An 18241-nucleotide genomic window follows, 5' to 3' on the forward strand; every position below is an offset into this window, starting at 1 on the left:
GTCAGGCCTCCTTGCGGGTGCGCGGGTCGAGAAGGGCGTAGGCCATGTCGGCCAGCAGGTTCGCGGCGAGGACCGAGAGCGTGATGATCAGGAAGACGCCCTGCATCAGCGGGTAGTCCTTGGCCCCGACGGCCTGGAAGAGCTGGTAGCCGATGCCCGGGTAGGAGAAGACCATCTCGACCAGCAGGGTTCCGCCGACGATGAAGCCCAGCGAGAGGGCGAAGCCGGAGATGTTGGGCAGGACGGCGTTGCGCGCGGCGTAGGAGAACATCACGCGCCGCTCGGACAGGCCCTTGGCCTGCGCGACCATGACGTAGTCCTCGGAGGAGACGGTCACCATCATGTTGCGCATGCCGAGGATCCAGCCGGCGATGGCGCTGAGCACGATCGTCACGCCCGGCAGCACCCCGTGGTAGAGCGCGCTGGAGACGAACGGCCAGTCGAAGGCCGGGACCAGGGAGTTGTCGTACCCTCCGGCGGCCGGGAAGATCTGCCACTTCACCGCGAACAGCGCGATGGCGATGAGGCCGAGCCAGAAGTACGGGATGGCGGAGATGAACGTGGTCACGGGCAGCAGCCCGTCCAGCCAGGAGCCGCGCCGCCAGCCGCTGTAGACGCCGATGCCGGTGCCGAGCAGGAAGCTGATCAGGGTGGTGATGCCGACCAGCGCGAGCGTCCAGGGCAGCGACTGGGCGATCACCTCGCCGACCGGGGTCGGGAAGAAGGTGAAGGACAGCCCGAGGTCACCGTCGAGCAGGTGCGACCAGTAGCCGGTGTACTGCGACCAGATGGACGCGTTCTCGTCGAGCCCGAACAGCGCCTGCAGCGAGGCGATGGCGGAGGTGTCGAGCTGCCCCTGGTAGCGGCTCATCAGAGCCTCGACGGGGTCGCCCGGCATCAGGCGCGGGATCAGGAAGTTGATGGTGATGGCGGCCCACGCGGTGACCGCGTAGAAGGCGATCCGCTGAAGGATGTACTTCACTTCGCTGCTCCCTCGGCGGTCGTGCCGTCGTACAGCCAGCAGGCGGCCCACTGGCCGTCCGCCAGGTCGAAGCGCGGCGGCAGTTCGGTGCGGCAGCGCTCCATGGCCTTCGGGCAGCGGGGGTGGAAGCGGCAGCCGTCCGGCGGGGCGATCAGCGAGGGCGGCTCGCCGCTTCCGGTCTCCTCCTGCTCCTCCTCGTCCGCCACCCGGTCGGGGTCGGGCGCGGAGGCGATCAGCAGCTGGGTGTAGGGGTGTGCGGGGTGCTGGGTGACGGTCTCGCTGTCCCCGCCCTCCACGATCCGGCCCGCGTACATCACCAGGGTCGTGTCCGCGAAGTAGCGGGCGGACGCGATGTCATGGGTGATGTAGAGGATCGCGAGGTGCAGCCGCTCCTTGAGGTCGCGGAGCAGGTTGAGGACGCCGAGCCGGATCGACACGTCGAGCATCGAGACCGGTTCGTCGGCGAGCAGGACCTGCGGGTCGGCGCCGAGCGCACGCGCGATGGCGACGCGCTGGCGCTGCCCGCCCGACAGCTCGTGCGGGAACTTGTCCAGGTACTGATGAGGAGGAGTCAGCTGGACGCGTTCGAGCAGAGCGGCCAGATTCGTCTCCAGTTCCGTCTCCCCGCTCCCCGCCCGGCCGTGGATCTTCAGGGCGCGGGTCAGGTGGTAGCGCACGGTGTGCACCGGGTTGAGGGAGGCGAACGGGTCCTGGAAGATCAGCTGGACCTGCTTGACGTATCTGCGGAAGGACCGGCCACGCCCGGCCTTCACCGCCGTGCCGCCCAGGTCGATCTCGCCCGCGGTGAGCGGGTAGAGCTGGGCGAGCAGCCGTGCGACGGTGGACTTTCCGGAGCCGGACTCCCCCACCAGGGCCGTGACGGTGCCGCGCCTGAGCTTCAGCGAGACGTCGTCGACGGCGTGGACGCTACGGCGCCTGCGGGCGACGAGGTCGCCGACGGTGCGCCGTACGGGGAAGTGCTTGGTGACTCCGCGTGCTTCGAGCACCACATCGGTCTCGGTGCGCACGTCTGCGGACTGTTCGGTGGTCATGGTCGGTTCTTCCCCGTGACTACTTGGCGGGCTTCAGGTTCAGCACTACTTCCAGCGCGTCCGGCTGGGTGTGCTGCGGGGCTGCGTACTGGTCCTTCTCGGTCGGCCAGCCCACCCAGTTCTTCGTGGAGTACTCGGCGCCGATCGGGGCCGCGGCGGTCGGGATGAGGGGCGCCTGCTCGACCATGATCTTCTGGAGTGTGTTCATCGCCTTGGTGCGCGTGGTGTCATCCGCGGCGTTGGCGTACTCCTTCAGCGCGGCGGTCGCCTCGGGGTTCTTGAACCGGCCGAAGTTGCCCGTCTGCGAGGACTTGCCGATGGGCTGGTAGATCGCCTCGTCCATGATGTTCTGGTACATGTCGTACGGCGTGGCACCGCTGTTGGTCCAGTGCAGGGTGGCGTCGAAGTTGCCGGTGGCGACGTCGTTGCCCCAGGCCTCGGCGGTCTGGGTCTTGACCTTGGCCGTGATCCCGAGCTGCTTGATGTTGTCCTTGATGATGGAGAGCCCGGTGATGTAGTCGTTCCAGCCGGCCGGGTCGGTGAAGGTCAGCTCCACCGGCTTGCCGCTCGGGTCCTTCAGGACGCCGCCGCTGAGCTTGAAGCCGGCGTCCTTGAGCACCGCCTTGGCGCCGTCCACGTCGGGCGCCGTGGTGGCGTTCTTGTACTCGGGGGCCAGGAACTCCTTGCCGGCGGGCAGCGGGATTCCGGTCGGGCTGGTGATCTCCGGGTAGAGGGTCGCCTGCGCCTGCACATGGATCGCCTTGCGGTCGATGACCATGGCCATCGCCTTGCGCAGGGCCGGGTTGTCGAACGGCTTGCGGGCGGTGTTGAACCACAGGCCGTGGATGCCGAGCCCGGAGGGGAACCAGAGCTTGTGGTTCTTCGGGTCCTTGGCGACGTACAGCTGCTTGTAGTTCGGCATGAAGACGAACGACCACTCCAGCTTGCCGTTCGCCAGGGCGGTGGTCGCGGCGCTGTTGTCGTTGTACGTGGTGTAGCGCAGCTTTTTGACCTTGGTCTCGCCCTTCCAGTAGGTGGGCGTGGCGGACAGGGTGGTGGTCTGCGGGGTGAACGTCTTCAGCTTGTACGGGCCGGAGCCGACCGGGGTGCGGTTGGGCCAGGTCTCGGGGTTGTCGACCTTCTCCCAGATGTGCTTGGGCACCACGAAGGTCGAGGTGATCTTGTTCTGGTTGACGAACTGGGAGTCCTTGAAGGTCAGGACGACCTTGTCGCCCTCGACCGCGATGCCGTCGAAGGGGATGCCGTCCTTGTTGAGCGCCGGGTGCTTCTTCAGGAGCTCGAAGGTGTAGGCCACGTCCTCGGCGGTCAGCGCCTTGCCGTCGGCCCACTTGGCCCGCTCGTCGAGCGTGAAGGTGACCTTGGTGAAGTTCGCCTCCCAGTCCCAGGCGGTCGCCAGCCATGGGTCGGCCTTGTCCGAGGGCCGGATCTCGTTGGGCATCGCCAGCGGCTCGTAGATCATGACGCGGTAGCCGAGGGTGGCGGCCGCCGAGGTCGCGAGGAACGGGTTGCTGTTGTTCGTCTGCGGCCCGTCGGGCTTGCCGAGGGTCAGCACACCGGAGGCACCGGCTCCGCCGCCCCCCTTGTTACCCGAGTTGGCGGACGAGCAGCCGGCGGCGAGCGCGACCACGGCTGTGGCGACTGAGAGCGCTCTCAGAGTGTGACGGCGACGTACGGACATGGCGACTCCAGGAGGACTGCGGGTCTGGGAAGACTGCGGGGTCTGGGAATGCTCGGGGGTACGGACGCGTACCGGCGGGGCCGGGCCGGGTCCGTTACGGCGCCGAGTGGCGCACGACCAGTTCGGTGGGCAGCACGACCGGTCCGTCCGGTACGGCGGTGCCGCCGAGGTGGGAGAGCAGCAGGCGGGCCGCAGCCTCGCCCATCTGCCGCGTGGGCTGGTGCACGGTGGTCAGCGGAGGTTCGGTGTGCTCGGCCATCGGGATGTCGTCGAAGCCGACCACCGCGATGTCGTCGGGCACACGACGGCCGGCGGCTCGCAGCGCGCGCAGGACCCCGGCAGCGGTGATGTCGTTGTGGGCGAAGACCGAGTCGAACTCCGTTCCCGCCGCGAGGTGTTCCTCCACGGCGAGTCGCCCGCGGCGTTCGGTGAAGTCCCCGTGCACGACCAGCTCGGTGGGCAGGACCGTACGGAAGCCCGCGAGCCGTTCCTGGACGCAGCCGAAGTGGCCGGGGCCGGTGACGACCATGGGTCTGGTGCGGCCGGCGGCCCGCAGATGGCGGGCGGCGGACGCGCCTCCCTCGTGATTGGTGGTCACGACGGAGGGGAATTCCGGATGGTGGCCCCTGTCGTCGATCAGGACGATCGGCAGACCGGACCGGTGCAGCGCGGTGAGCTGTTCGAGCGTGTTCTCGGGTTCGACGACGACGAGCCCGTCGAAGGCGCGCGCCGACACCTGGGTGGTGAAGCGCTCGACGGACTCCGCACCGCGGTTGCAGGTGAAGAGCAGCAGCCCGTAGTCGGCGGCCTCGACCGTGTCGACGACCCCCTGGAGCAGTTCGCCCATCCACGGCCAGGTGAGCGAGGGCACCAGCATGCCGACCGTGCGGCTGCTGCCGCGTGCCAGACCGACAGCGCCCGAGCTGGGGACGTAGCCGAGCTCCGCGATCACTCCACGAACCCGCGCGGCCGTCGAACCGTCCACCTCACCCTTGAAGTTGATGACCCGTGAGACGGTCGTCTTGCTGACGCCGGCCTCGCGGGCGACATCGGCGATGGTGACACGCAACGGGGCCTCCAGGGACAAGGCAGGACAGGGCGGTGTGCCGAGGCTTCGGTACCGGTTCCGCAACCGGTCCCGGAACCGGTACCGGCGTTGCGGCTGGAGTTAACCCCGCCGGAACAGAGGCGTCAATACTTCACGCCAACATTGGTCCGTACCCATTTTCGCGGCAGGTCCGCAAGCCCTTTCGTTCATCTCTTGAACGCACCAGGCTCTTGACGCGGGCACGTAAGGGCAGTTTCACTTACGCCGACGGAGTCCCTCGCGCCGTCTTCCGCGGCGGCCCCCGCGCCGGAGCCGTCGGCCCGAAGGCGCGGCCCCGGCAGGGTCCCGTGTCAGTCCGTCGGCTCGACGCCGGCCCGCAGCAGTCCGTAGGTGTACGCGTCCTCAAGTGCCTGCCAGGACGCGGCGATGACGTTCTCGGCCACGCCGACGGTCGACCAGTCCCCTGATCCGTCACCCGTGGTGACCAGGACCCTGGTGGTGGACTCGGTACCGGTGCGGCCTTCCAGGATGCGGACCTTGTAGTCGATCAGCTCCAGCTTGGCGAGCTGGGGGTAGATCCGCTCCAGGCCGACGCGCAGCGCCCGGTCCAGGGCGTTGACCGGCCCGTTGCCCTCGGCGGTGGCGACGATGCGCTCGCCCTTGGCCCAGAGCTTCACGGTCGCCTCGTTGGCGTGGGTGCCGTCGGGGCGGTCCTCGACGATGGCCCGCCAGGACTCGACGCGGAAGTACCGCCGGGGCCTGCCGTCGACCTCGGCGCGCAGCAGCAGTTCGAAGGAGGCGTCGGCGGCCTCGTAGGTGTAGCCCTTGAGCTCGCGCTCCTTGACCCGCTCCACGACCCGCTGGACGAGTGCGCGGTCGCCCCCCAGGTCGATGCCGAGCTCCTTGCCCTTGAGCTCGATGGAGGCGCGGCCCGCCATGTCGGACACCAGCATCCGCATGGTGTTGCCGACGCGTTCGGGGTCGATGTGCTGGTAGAGGTCCGGGTCGATCTTGATGGCGGAGGCGTGCAGCCCGGCCTTGTGCGCGAAGGCGGAGACCCCGACGTACGGCTGGTGGGTGGAGGGCGTGAGGTTGACGACCTCGGCGATGGCGTGGGAGATACGGGTCATCTCGGCGAGCGCGCCCTCGTGCAGGACGGTCTTGCCGTACTTGAGTTCCAGCGCGGCGACGACGGGGAAGAGGTTGGCGTTGCCGACCCGCTCGCCGTAGCCGTTGGCGGTGCACTGCACATGCGTGGCGCCCGCGTCCACGGCGGCCAGGGTGTTGGCCACGGCGCAGCCCGTGTCGTCCTGGGCGTGGATGCCGAGCCGCGCGCCGGTGTCGGCGATGACGGTGGAGACGACGGCCTGGACCTGGGCGGGGAGCATCCCGCCGTTGGTGTCGCAGAGGATGACGACATCGGCGCCGGCCTCATGGGCGGTGCGTACGACCGCCTTGGCGTACTCGTGGTTGGCGCGGTAGCCGTCGAAGAAGTGCTCGCAGTCGACGAAGACCCGGCGGCCCTGCTCGCGGAGATGGGTGACGGTGTCGCGGACCATCTCCAGGTTCTCGTCCAGGGTGGTGCGCAGAGCCAGTTCCACATGGCGGTCGTGGGACTTGGCGACCAGCGTGATCACCGGGGCGCCCGAGTCCAGGAGCGCCTGGACCTGCGGGTCGTCGGCGGCCCTGCCGCCGGCCCTGCGGGTGGCGCCGAACGCGACGAGCTGGGCGTGCTCGAAGTCGATCTCCTGCTGGGCGCGGGCGAAGAACTCGGTGTCGCGGGGGTTGGCGCCGGGCCAGCCGCCCTCGATGAAGCCCACTCCGAAGTCGTCCAGATGCCGGGCGATGGTCAGCTTGTCCGCGACCGTCAGGTTGATGCCTTCACGCTGCGCGCCGTCGCGCAGGGTGGTGTCGAAGACATGGAAGGTGTCATCGGGGGCCGGGGCCTCTGTGGTCATGCTGATCTGACTCCTGTCGGGTGAGCGGATCCGGACGAATCGGCTCCACTTGCCCCCATCCTCTCGCGTGCCTCGTCCCGGCCGTGGTGTGGGCCGGAAAACGAAAAAACCCCTCGCGGGTGCGAGAGGTCTGCGCGCGGGTCTGGGGCACGGTGCCCGTTCCGTACGTGGTGATACGGGACGGTCACTGCGGACCGGCGCGCCTGCTGCCGATAATCATGGCGAACGAGGACACCCCCGCAGTCTGGCACAGCGGGGCCCCGGGGTCCCGGGGTGTCTCAGGATGCGGGCGTGATGTCCGTCGCACGGGATCCACGGTCCACCGGTCGTACCGGGAGGTACGACCGGTGGACCCGGCACCGACTAGCCGAGCTCGTGCATCCAGCCGTGGGTGTCCTTCGCGACGCCGCGCTGGATGTCCAGCAGACGCTCGCGCAGCTTGAGGGTGACCTCGCCCGGGGTGCCGTCGCCCTGGGTCCACTCGCCGTCCGCGGACTTCACGGTGCCGACAGGCGTGATGACGGCGGCGGTGCCGCAGGCGAAGACCTCGGTGAGGGTGCCGTTCTCGGTGTCCCCGCGCCACTGGTCGATGGAGACCCGGCCCTCCTCGGAGGCGTAGCCGAGGTCACGGGCCACGGTGAGCAGGGAGTCACGGGTGACACCGGCGAGCAGCGAGCCGCTGAGGGACGGGGTGACGATCCGCTTGCCGCCGTCCTCCTGCCCGTACACGAAGTAGAGGTTCATGCCGCCGAGTTCCTCGACCCACTTGTGCTCGACGGCGTCGAGGTAGGCGACCTGGTCGCAGCCCTGCTCGGCCGCCTCCGCCTGGGCGAGGAGGGAGGCCGCGTAGTTGCCGCCGGTCTTGGCGTCGCCGACACCGCCGGGGACGGCGCGCACCCGGTCCTGGGACAGCCAGATCGAGACCGGCTTCACCCCGCCGGGGAAGTAGGCGCCGGCGGGCGAGGCGATGACGATGAAGAGGTACTCGTTGGCCGGCCGGACACCGAGGCCCACCTCTGCGGCGATCATGAACGGGCGCAGGTAGAGGGACTCCTCGCCACCGTGCGGCGGGACCCAGGCCTGGTCCTGCTGGACCAGCACGTCACAGGCCTCGATGAAGGTCTCGACGGGCAGCTCGGGCATCGCGAGCCGGGCGGCGGACCGCTGGAAGCGGGCCGCGTTGGCCTCGGGGCGGAAGGTGGCCACCGTGCCGTCGGGCTGCCGGTAGGCCTTGAGCCCCTCGAAGATCTCCTGCGCGTAGTGCAGCGTCATGTTGGCCGGGTCGAGCGACAGCGGACCGTACGGCACGAGCTGCGCGTCGTGCCATCCGCGGCCCTCGGTCCAGCTGATCGTCACCATGTGATCGGTGAAGTGCCGGCCGAATCCGGGGTTGGCCAGGGCGGCCTCGCGCTCCGCGTCGGACAGCGGGTGCGAGGAGGGCTTGAGCTCGATCGTGGGCGTCGTCATGAGTGCGTGTCCTTCACGGTCTTGTCGTCTGATGGACCGCGCTCACGCCCGCTCCGCACGGCGGTCGCCGTGCGGGTAGTAGGACGTCCGAGCTCTACCGCGAGCCGCGGCCCCGCGTTCGATTATCTCCCGGGGGCGGCTCTGCACGAAATGATGCGATTGCGGTGATGTTCACGGTGACGCTGTGCGCGACGCGAGAACGCGGTCCGTGGTCGATGGTGGCACCCGGAGACCGCAAGGTGAAGCCGCCGGGTGCGGTTGCGACCCGGCGGCTTCGAAGTGGAGACGTCGGGTCAGCTCGCTACGCGTACCGCGAGCGCGTCGCCGATCTCGTCGGTGGTACGTGCGTGCTTTCCGTCACGCTCCGCGAGGTCGGCGGAGACGGCATCCTCGATGCGCACGGCCTCGGCCTCGTAGCCGAGGTGGCGCAGCAGGAGGGCGACGGAGAGGATCGTGGCCGTCGGGTCGGCCTTGCCCTGGCCCGCGATGTCGGGCGCGGTGCCGTGCACCGGCTCGAACATGGACGGGAAGGCGCCCGTCGGGTTGATGTTGCCGGACGCGGCCAGGCCGATGCCGCCGGTCACGGCTGCGGCCAGGTCGGTGAGGATGTCACCGAAGAGGTTGTCGGTGACGATGACGTCGAAGCGCTCCGGCTGGGTGACGAAGAAGATCGTCGCGGCGTCGACGTGCAGGTAGTCGGTGCTGACCTCGGGGTACTCGGCCGCGACCTTGTCGAAGGTGTTCTTCCACAGGTGGCCGGCGTGCACGAGGACGTTGTTCTTGTGGACCAGCGTCAGCTTCTTGCGCGGGCGGGCCGCGGCACGCGCGAAGGCGTCGCGCACGACGCGCTCGACGCCGTACGCGGTGTTGACGCTGACCTCGGTGGCGACCTCGTGCTCCGTGCCCGTGCGCAGCGAACCGCCGTTGCCCGTGTACGGGCCCTCGGTGCCCTCACGGACGACGACGAAGTCGATCTCGGGGCGGCCGGCGAGCGGGGTCGCGGTGTTCGGGAAGAGCTTCGACGGCCGCAGGTTGATGAAGTGGTCGAAGGCGAAGCGCAGCTTCAGCAGCAGCCCGCGCTCCAGCACACCCGACGGCACGGACGGGTCGCCGATGGCGCCGAGCAGGATGGCGTCGTGGCCCTTGAGGGCTTCGAGCTCCGCGTCGGGAAGGGTCTCACCGGTGCGGTGCCATCGCTGGGCGCCCAGGTCGTACTTCGTGGTCTCCAGCTTCACATCCTGCGGGAGAACAGCGTTGAGAACCTTGAGGCCCTGGGTGACGACCTCCTGGCCGATACCGTCGCCGGGGATCACTGCGAGATCGATGCTGCGAGACATGGAGGCACTCTAGCGCTCCGTCCCACCCCATGACACGCGGCGTCCACGATGCGGACAGTGAAGGACGCGTGAGGGGTGGGCGTCAGAAGGCGGGGTGCGGGACCTCAGTGGCCCGTCGAGCCACCGTTGTCCCGGCGGTCGAGGGCGCGTTGCAGGGCTGCGGCGGCGTTCTTGCGCTCCGACTCGGCGGAGTGCGAGGTGTGTCGGACACGGCGGCGTGCGGTGGTCTCGGCCATGGGGGATCGACTCCTTGAGATCGCGTGGATTTCGAGGCGCCTACGGGGGCGGGGAGCGAATGCCGCAGGGATTACCTGCTCGGGGCACGCTCACACACGCCGGTCGCCGGATCAGCGATTCGTTCGGCTTCTACAAAGTTAGGACAGCTCGGCCCTTCTGTCTCTACAGATACTCGGACTTCCTACTATCTGAGACGGCGGCGCGAGCGGAGTGTGCATCGGGGCCGGTCGCGGCCTCCTCAGAGGCGCACGGTGAGCTGTGCCTCGACATGTGCGCGCAGGACGCCCGCCATGTCCGTGGCGCCGTCGCCGAGCAGCCACTGCACCTGGAGCCCGTCCATCAGGGCGATCAGCTGCCGGCCCGCGTCACCCGGATCGATGCCGGCACGCAGCGCGCCCTCGACGCGCGCCTCTTCGTAGGCGAGCACCGCTCCTGCGACGGAGTTCTCGTAGCGGCGTACGAAGTAGCCGTGGGCGGGGTGGTCGGCGGCCGTGGCCTCGGCGGAGACCACCGAGAACAGTTCGACGATCCCCCGCCGCGCGGCGTTCAGTGCGGCCAGCTCGACAAACCTCCGCAGGAGTTCCACGCCCACGGGGCCGCCGCGCGAGAGCCAGGCGTCGTCCACGTCGTCGCGGTGCTCGAGCACGGCGAGCAGCAGCGCCTCCTTGGTCGGGAAGTGGTGCAGCAGGCCGGTGTGCGAGATGCCGCTGCGGGTGGCGATGACCCGCAGGGACGCACCCCGGTAACCGGCCTCGCCGAACAGGGACATGGCCTGTTCGAGGATCTCGTGCCGCTTCGCACGGCCCTTCGCGTAGCCGCGCCGTACCTCGGCTGTCACTCGCCACTCCCCAGGTCCGCGGGCTTCGGCCGGCCCGGCGCTTCGGTGCGTCCAGTTCCCATGCGTGCCTCCGGAGGAGCCGATCACCGGAGATTCGGCCCAAAGATACCTACCAGGTGGTCGGGATTGACTCTATGGTGAAGGGGAACCGTGTTGCGAAAGGACCCCCCGTGGCCCCCTCCCTGCCCTATCTCGACCCCGCACTCCCCGTCAGCGAGCGCGTCGACGATCTGCTCGGGCGCATGACGCTGCCCGAGAAGGTCGGCCAGATGCTCCAGCTGAACGCCAAGGAAGGCGTGCGGCACTTCGTCGAGGACCTGCACGTGGGGTCGATCCTGCACACCTCGCCCGAGCGGGTCCTGGAGGCCGCTGAGCTGACCGACCGGTCCCGGCTGCGCATTCCTCTGCTGGTCGCGGAGGACTGCATCCACGGGCACTCCTTCTGGGAGGGCGCCACGATCTACCCCACCCAGCTCGGCATGGCCGCCACCTGGGACGCGGAGCTGGTGGAGCGCATCGCGCGGGCCACCGCGGTCGAGGTCGCGGCGACCGGCGTGCACTGGACGTTCTCGCCGGTCCTCTGCATCACCCGGGACCTGCGCTGGGGCCGGGTCAGCGAGACGTTCGGCGAGGACCCCCATCTGATCGGGGAGCTGGCGTCCGCGATGGTGCGCGGTTACCAGGGCGACGGTCTGGCCGACCCGACCGCGGTCCTGGCCTCGGCCAAGCACTTCGCGGGCTACTCCGAGACGCAGGGCGGCCGGGACGCCAGCGAGGCGGACATCTCGCGGCGCAAGCTGCGGTCCTGGTTCCTGCCTCCGTTCGAGCGGGTCGCCAGGGAGGGCTGCCGGACGTTCATGCTCGGCTACCAGTCCATGGACGGGGTGCCGATCACGGTGAACGACTGGCTGCTCAACGAGGTGCTGCGCGAGGAGTGGGGCTACACCGGGACGCTGGTGACCGACTGGGACAACGTCGGCCGCATGGTGTGGGAGCAGAAGGTGTACGCCGACTACGCGCAGGCCGCCGCCGCGGCGGTCCGCGCGGGCAACGACATGGTGATGGCGACCGAGGGGTTCTTCGACGGCGCCCTCGAAGCCGTCGGCAACGGCACGCTGGGCGAGGCCGAGATCGACGCGGCCGTGCGCCGTGTCCTGACGCTCAAGTTCGAGCTCGGCCTGTTCGAGAACCCGCGCCGCCCCGACGCCGGCCGCCAGGCCGAGATCATCGGCGGCGCCGCCCACGCCGCACTGAATCTGGAGGCGGCCCGGCGCTCGCTGGTGCTGCTGACCAACGACGGCACCCTGCCGCTGGCAGGCGGCCTGACCGTGGGCGACGACGGGCGGGCCACCGGGGCCCCCGGCCCCCGTAAGGTCGCGGTCATCGGGCCGAACGCGGACGACGCCCAGACCCAACTGGGCGACTGGGCGGGCTCGTCGGGCCAGGTGGACTGGCTCCCCGACGGCCAGCCACGCTCCATGATCCGTACGGTCCTGGACGGCTTCCGCGACCACGCCCCGGCCGACTGGGACATCAGCTACGCGCGTGGCGCCGAGATCCTCTCCGTGGGTCCTGACCCGGAGGGTGCGTTCTTCCCCGACGGGCAGCCCCGTCCCGACATCGTCGTACCGGCCGAGCCGTCCGAGGCCCTGATCGCCGAGGCCGTCGCCGCCGCCGAGGCCGCGGACCACGTCGTCGCCGTGGTGGGCGACCGCATCGAGCTGGTCGGTGAGGGACGCTCGACCGCGACCCTGGAGCTCTTCGGCGACCAGGTGGCGCTGCTCGACGCGCTGGCCGCGACCGGCAAGCCGCTCGTCGTCGTGGTCATCAGCTCGAAGCCTCTGGTGCTGCCGCCCTCCGCGCTGGGCGCAGCCGCGGTCCTGCACGCCTTCAACCCGGGCATGGAGGGCGGCCGGGCGGTGGCCGAGGTCCTGATGGGCCTCGTCGAGCCGACGGGCCGGCTGCCCCTCTCCTTCGCCCGGCACGCGGGTCAGCAGCCGACGTACTACAACCAGATCCGCGGGCAGCACGGCTCCCGGTACGCCGACCTCACCCAGCGTCCCGCTTTCGTGTTCGGCGAGGGCCTGAGCTACACCACCGTCACCTACTCCGGTCTCGAGGTCCTCACGGAGAGCGTCGGGGAGGGCGACACGCTGCGGGCCCGCGTCACCGTGCACAACACCGGTGAGCGGCCGGCCCTGGAGACCGTGCAGGTGTACATCAGCGACACCGTGACGTCCGTGACCTGGGCCGAGAAGGAGCTCAAGGCCTACCGGCAGGTGGCACTCGCCCCGGGTGAGTCGCGCGAGGTGCCGCTGGAGCTGCCGGTCTCCGAGTGCACCCTCGTGGACGCGGCCGGCCGGCGGGTCGTCGAGCCCGGCGCCTTCGAGCTGCTCGTCGGCCCGTCCTCGTCGGACGACGCCCTCCTGCGGGTCGGCTTCACCGTGAAGGGCTGACACGGACCCCCTGCCGTCGGACATGGAAACCGCCTCCCGGCCGGCGGGGGGGGAGCCGGTCGGGAGGCGGAGTGCGGGGGGGGCGTCTCAGGGGCGTCTCAGCCCCGGAGTGGCCTCTCAGCCCTGGTGCGGGTAGGTGTAGTCGGTCGGCGGGACCAGCGTCTCCTTGATGGCGCGGGTCAGCGTCCAGCGCTGCAGGTTCTGCGGGGCGCCCGCCTTGTCGTTGGTGCCGGAGCCACGGCCGCCGCCGAAGGGCTGCTGGCCGACTACGGCACCGGTCGACTTGTCGTTGATGTAGAAGTTGCCCGCGGCGTAGCGGAGCTTGTCCATCGTGTACGCGGCGGCCGCACGGTCGTTGGAGATGACCGCGCCGGTCAGCGCGTAGTCCGACACCGACTCCATCTGCTCCAGCATGGCGTCGTACTTCTCGTCCTCGTAGACGTGCACGGCGAGGATCGGGCCGAAGTACTCGGTGGTGAAGACCTCGTTGGCCGGGTCGTCGCACACGATGACGGTCGGGCGGACGAAGTAGCCGACGGAGTCGTCGTACGTACCGCCGGCGATGACCGTGCACGTCGGGTCGGCGGCGGCGCGGTCGATCGCTGCCTTGTTCTTCGCGAAGGACCGCTCGTCGATGACGGCGCCCATGAAGTGCGACAGGTCGGTGACGTCGCCCATGGTGATGGAGTCGACCTCGGCCGCGAACTCCTCCTTGAAACCGGAGTTCCAGAGGGAGGCCGGGACGTACGCACGGGAGGAGGCCGAGCACTTCTGGCCCTGGTACTCGAAGGAGCCGCGGGTCAGCGCGGTCTTCAGGACGGCGCGGTCGGCGCTCGGGTGGGCGACGACGAAGTCCTTGCCACCGGTCTCGCCGACGAGCCGCGGGTAGGTGCGGTAGTTGGCGATGTTGTTGCCGACCGTCTTCCACAGGTGCTGGAAGGTGGGGGTCGAGCCGGTGAAGTGGACGCCGGCCAGGTCGCGGTGGTTCAGCGCGACCTCGGAGACGGCGATGCCGTCTCCGGTGACCAGGTTGATGACGCCCTTGGGCAGCCCGGCCTCCTCCAGGAGCTGCATCAGCAGCACGGCGGCGTGGGTCTGCGTCGGGGACGGCTTCCACACCACGACGTTGCCCATGAGGGCGGGCGCGGTGGGCAGGTTGCCGGCGATGGCCGAGAAGTTGAACGGCGTGATCGCGTAGACGAAGCCTTCGAGCGGGCGGTGGTCCATGCGGTTCCACACACCGGGAGAGTTCGCCGGCGGCTGCTCGGCGAGGATCTGGCGCGCGTAGTGCACGTTGAAGCGCCAGAAGTCGATGAGCTCGCAGGGACAGTCGATCTCGGCCTGCTGCGCGGTCTTGCCCTGGCCGAGCATCGTGGAGGCGGCCAGCGTCTCGCGCCAGGGGCCCGACAGCAGCTCGGCCGCGCGCAGGATGATGGCGGCGCGGTCGTCGAAGGACATCGCACGCCAGGCCGGAGCGGCGGCGAGGGCCGCGTCGACGGCGTCCTGGGCGTCCTGCTCGGTGGCACCGGCGAAGGTGCCGATGACGGCCTGGTGGTTGTGCGGCTGCACGACGTCGACACGCTCACCGCCGCCCATACGCTTCTCGCCGCCGATGGTCATCGGCAGGTCGATGGGGTTCTGGCTGAGCTCCTTGAGCTTCGCCTCCAGGCGGGCTCGCTCGGGGGTGCCGGGGGCGTAGGAGTGGACCGGCTCGTTGACCGGCGCGGGGACCTGGGTGACAGCGTCCATGAGTGCCTTGTCTCCTTGATCGAGGTGGGTGGTCGGCCGGGCGGGCCGGAGACTGTCGTGGGCCTCAGCCCTTGGTGGCGACCGAGCGGGCGAAGAAGAGGAGGTTGGCCGGCTTCTCCGCGAGGCGGCGCATGAAGTATCCGTACCAGTCGGTGCCGTACGCCGTGTAGACGCGCATCCGGTGGCCCTCGGCCGCGAGCCGGATGTGCTCCTCGCTGCGGATGCCGTACAGCATCTGGAACTCGTACTCGTCCAGTTTGCGCCCGGCCTGGCGTGCGAGCTCCTGGCCTATGGCGATGAGACGGGGATCGTGGGAGCCGATCATCGGATAGCCCTCGCCCAGCATCAGTGTCCTCAGGATGCGGACGTAGGCCTTGTCGATCTCCGGCTTGCTCTGGTGGGCGACGGAGGCGGGCTCCTTGTAGGCGCCCTTCACCAGGCGGACCCGGCTGCCCGCGGCGGCGAGGCGGCGGGCGTCGGCCTCGGTGCGGAACAGATAGGACTGGATCACACAGCCGGTCTGTGGGAAGTCCTTCCGCAGCTCCTCGTGGATGGCGAACATCGAGTCGAGGGTCGTGTGGTCCTCGGCGTCCAGGGTGACCGTGGTGCCGATCGCGGCGGCGGCCTCGACGACGGTGCGGACGTTGGCCAGGGCCAGCTCGTGGCCGTTGTCCAGCGACTGGCCGAACATCGAGAGCTTGACGGACATCTCGGCCCGGGTCCCGAGCCCGAGCTCCTTCAGCCGGCCGATGAGCTCCAGATAGGCGTCACGGGCGGCGGCGGCCTGCTCGGGGGTGGTGATGTCCTCACCCACGACGTCCAGGGTGACCTCCAGGCCCTTGGCGGCCGCGTCCCGGATGACGGGGACGACCTGGTCGACACCCTCCCCCGCGATGAAGCGGTCGACGACCTGCTTGGTGCCGGGCGCCGCGGAGACGAAGCGACGCATCTTGTCGCTGCGTGACGCGGCGAGAATCACGGGACCCAGCACGGGGCACCTCCACGGAGTACGAACGAGGCCGGACCAGTACGCATATGAACAGACCGGGACGGCACGGAGAACCAAGGTGAAATCTAGGGACCCCCGCACCCCCCTGCCATCGACAGCTGTCACGCATCCGTGTACTGGATCTCAGACATATGTCTGAAGGAGTGCGAGAATGGCCGGGTGAAGGGCGATTACCAGGAGCTGGTCGACGAGATCTCCGCGCTGCTCAGCGCCCCCGCGACCCTGGAGAACCGCGATTTCGGCCTGGTCGCCTTCGGAGCCCACGACAGCGACGACGACACGGCCATGGACCCCGTCCGTACGCGTTCGATCCTCACCCGGCGCTCCACCCCCGCGGTCCGCGCCTGGTTCGAGGGCTTCGGTATCACCCGGGCGACGGGGCCTGTCCGTATCCCGGCCGCCCCGGAGGCCGGGGTGTTCCGGGACCGCATCTGCCTCCCGGTACGCCATGGGGGTGTCGTCCTGGGCTACGTGTGGCTGCTGGACGCGGACCCCGGACCGACCGAAGGGCAGCTGACCTCGGCGATGGACGTGGCCGCCAGGATCGGGGCCCTGCTCGCCGACGAGCAGCGGGCCGGCGCCGACCTGTCCCGGGAGTTCGGGGCGGTGCTCGTCGCCGGGCGCGGCTGGCAGCGCGACATGGCGGTGGCCGCGCTGCACGACGCCCTGGGGGCCGACGCGGACGGGCTGCACACGGTGGTGTGCGTGACCCCGTGGCCCGGCGAGACCCCTTCCGTGCGTACGGTGCCCTCGGCGGCGGCACTCGCCACGGCGCCCGTGGCCGGCGGCCAGGCACTGGCGGGCCTGATCCGGCTGCGCTCCCCCGAGGCGCTCGACCCGGCGACCACGGCGGCCGAGCGGCTGCGCTCGGCCACCGGGCCCGCGGCGACCGGGGGGATCGCCGCCGCCCGCCGGGGCCTGGCGGAGCTGGCCGACTCCTGGCACGAGGCCCTGTCGGCCGCCCGCGCGGCCTCGGCGGAGTCCCGCTTCGGCCCGGTCGCCGACTGGTCGGCCATCGGCCCGTACCGGCTGCTGGCCGCCCTCCCCGGCTCGGCGGACACCGCGCCGGACCGTGCCGTCCGGCCCCTGCTGACCCCGCCCCACGCGGAACTGGCCCGCACCGCCGAGGTGTTCCTCGACCGCGCGGGCCAGGCCGGCCGTACGGCCGCAGAGCTGGGCATCCACCGCCAGACGCTCTACTACCGGCTCGCCCGGATCCAGCAGCTCACCGGACTCGACCTGAACGACGGCGAGGACCGGCTGCTGCTGCACATGGCGCTGAAGCAGGCCCGGCTGTGAGGCCGTAGCCCGGAGCCCTGAACTCGTTGCCCGGAGCGTGGGGCACCGGTCAGCGGCGGGCCTCGATCCTCATGTCGCCGCGGGTCACCTCGCGCATCGCGTCGCCCGCGAGCAGATCGTGCGGGAACCCGAGCTCGATCGCGCCGACCCGGTCGAGGCGGGCCAGCTGGGCCGCGGTGAAGTCGACATCGAGGGCGCCCAGATTGTCCTCCAGCTGCGCCGGGGTGCGGGCGCCGATCACCGGTGCCGTCACACCCGGATTCCGCAGGGTCCAGGCCAGCCCGACCTGGGCGGGTGTACGGCCCAGCTCCGCCGCGACCTCCTTCACGACGTCCGCGATGTCGAAGTTGCGCCCGGTGAGCGCGCCGGTGGCGATGGTGAGGCTCTTGCGGGTGCTGTCGCCGACGCCCGACGCGGTCAGGTCGTCGCGGCTGTACTTGCCGGTGAGCACCCCGCCGGCCAGCGGTGAGAAGGGGACGACTCCCAGACCCATCTCGCGTGCCATGGGGATCAGGTCACGCTCCCCGGTGCGCTCGATCAGGTTGTACTCGATCTGCAACGCGACCAGCGGTGACCAGCCCCGCAGGTCGGCGATCGTCTGCATGCGCGACACCTGCCAGGCCGGGGTGTTGCAGATCGCGACGTACAGGACCTTGCCCTGCCGCACCAGATCGTCCATCCCGCGCAGGATCTCCTCGACCGGCGTCGTGCGGTCCCACACGTGCAGATAGAGCAGATCGATGTAGTCCGTGTTCAACTGCCGCAGACTGGCTTCCACCGAGGCGAACAGGCTCTTGCGCTGAGGGCCCCCGGAATTCGGATCGCCGGGCCGGCGCAGTGTCGTGTACTTCGTCGCGAGTACGAGGCTCTCGCGGTTCTCGCGGGTGAATTCACCCAGCAGGCGCTCGGAGCTGCCGTTGGTGTAGGTGCTGGCGGTGTCGATGAAATTGCCACCGCGCTCGACGTAGAGGTCGAACAGCTTGCGCGCCTCGTCCGGCTCGGCGCCCCAGCCCCACTCGGTGCCGAAGGTGGCCGCGCCCAGGGCCAGGGGTGAGACCCGCAGCCCGGAGCGGCCCAGCAGCCGGTAGGTGTCAAGGGTGAGCGACATGG

14 protein-coding genes are annotated in these 18241 nt (G+C 70.0%); 2 read left to right on the forward strand and 12 right to left on the reverse strand.

Annotated elements, in window-relative coordinates:
• Position 1 precedes the first annotated feature (1 nt).
• The 9 genes from OG623_RS09160 to OG623_RS09200 form a co-directional block, all read right to left on the reverse strand.
• Complete coding sequence (locus OG623_RS09160; RefSeq protein ID WP_406145749.1) at positions 2-982, reverse strand: ABC transporter permease; 981 nt, start codon at positions 980-982, stop codon at positions 2-4.
• Positions 979-2034: an ABC transporter ATP-binding protein gene (locus tag OG623_RS09165; RefSeq protein ID WP_406145750.1), complete on the reverse strand. Its 1056-nt coding sequence runs from the start codon at positions 2032-2034 to the stop codon at positions 979-981. Before OG623_RS09165 ends, OG623_RS09160 begins: the two co-directional genes overlap by 4 nt.
• Positions 2035-2053: 19 nt before the next feature.
• Entirely contained in the window at positions 2054-3733 is a 1680-nt protein-coding gene (locus OG623_RS09170; RefSeq protein WP_406145751.1) for an ABC transporter substrate-binding protein, read from the reverse strand.
• Between the two features lie 94 nt (positions 3734-3827).
• Positions 3828-4802 carry a LacI family DNA-binding transcriptional regulator gene (locus tag OG623_RS09175; RefSeq protein ID WP_406145752.1) on the reverse strand — a complete coding sequence of 325 codons (975 nt, stop codon included), beginning with the start codon at positions 4800-4802 and terminating at the stop codon, positions 3828-3830.
• A 329-nt stretch (positions 4803-5131) separates the two neighbouring features.
• Positions 5132-6739, reverse strand: a complete 1608-nt coding sequence (gene cimA, locus OG623_RS09180; protein WP_406145753.1) for a citramalate synthase — start codon at positions 6737-6739, stop codon at positions 5132-5134.
• 363 nt (positions 6740-7102) lie between these two features.
• Positions 7103-8206, reverse strand: coding sequence for a branched-chain amino acid aminotransferase (locus OG623_RS09185; RefSeq protein WP_406145754.1), 1104 nt, complete (start codon positions 8204-8206; stop codon positions 7103-7105).
• A gap of 293 nt (positions 8207-8499) precedes the next feature.
• Positions 8500-9543 (reverse strand): 3-isopropylmalate dehydrogenase, encoded by a 1044-nt coding sequence (locus tag OG623_RS09190; protein WP_406145755.1) that lies wholly within the window; start codon positions 9541-9543, stop codon positions 8500-8502.
• Between the two features lie 104 nt (positions 9544-9647).
• A complete protein-coding gene (locus tag OG623_RS09195) occupies positions 9648-9779 on the reverse strand; it encodes a hypothetical protein (protein ID WP_362893618.1) in 132 nt (43 codons plus the stop codon).
• A 239-nt stretch (positions 9780-10018) separates the two neighbouring features.
• Positions 10019-10618, reverse strand: coding sequence for a TetR/AcrR family transcriptional regulator (locus OG623_RS09200; RefSeq protein WP_406145756.1), 600 nt, complete (start codon positions 10616-10618; stop codon positions 10019-10021).
• Between the two features lie 134 nt (positions 10619-10752).
• Here OG623_RS09200 and OG623_RS09205 point away from each other — a divergent pair, with 134 nt between their 5' ends.
• Positions 10753-13074, forward strand: coding sequence for a glycoside hydrolase family 3 N-terminal domain-containing protein (locus tag OG623_RS09205; RefSeq protein ID WP_406145757.1), 2322 nt, complete (start codon positions 10753-10755; stop codon positions 13072-13074).
• A 117-nt stretch (positions 13075-13191) separates the two neighbouring features.
• Here the strand turns inward: OG623_RS09205 and pruA are convergent, their stop codons facing one another.
• Both pruA and OG623_RS09215 read right to left on the reverse strand, forming a co-directional pair.
• Positions 13192-14823, reverse strand: coding sequence for an L-glutamate gamma-semialdehyde dehydrogenase (gene pruA / locus OG623_RS09210; RefSeq protein ID WP_406145758.1), 1632 nt, complete (start codon positions 14821-14823; stop codon positions 13192-13194).
• 64 nt (positions 14824-14887) lie between these two features.
• Positions 14888-15814, reverse strand: a complete 927-nt coding sequence (locus OG623_RS09215) for a proline dehydrogenase family protein (protein WP_406145759.1) — start codon at positions 15812-15814, stop codon at positions 14888-14890.
• A gap of 177 nt (positions 15815-15991) precedes the next feature.
• Between OG623_RS09215 and OG623_RS09220 the strand changes: the two genes are divergently transcribed.
• Complete coding sequence (locus tag OG623_RS09220; RefSeq protein WP_406145760.1) at positions 15992-17131, forward strand: PucR family transcriptional regulator; 1140 nt, start codon at positions 15992-15994, stop codon at positions 17129-17131.
• Positions 17132-17180: 49 nt separating this feature from the next.
• Here OG623_RS09220 and OG623_RS09225 read toward each other — a convergent pair whose 3' ends face one another.
• On the reverse strand, positions 17181-18239 hold the full coding sequence (locus OG623_RS09225) for an aldo/keto reductase (protein ID WP_406145761.1): 1059 nt from the start codon (positions 18237-18239) through the stop codon (positions 17181-17183).
• Positions 18240-18241 lie beyond the last annotated feature (2 nt).

This window comes from Streptomyces sp. NBC_01012, from assembly GCF_045162755.1.
GTDB lineage: Bacteria > Actinomycetota > Actinomycetes > Streptomycetales > Streptomycetaceae > Streptomyces.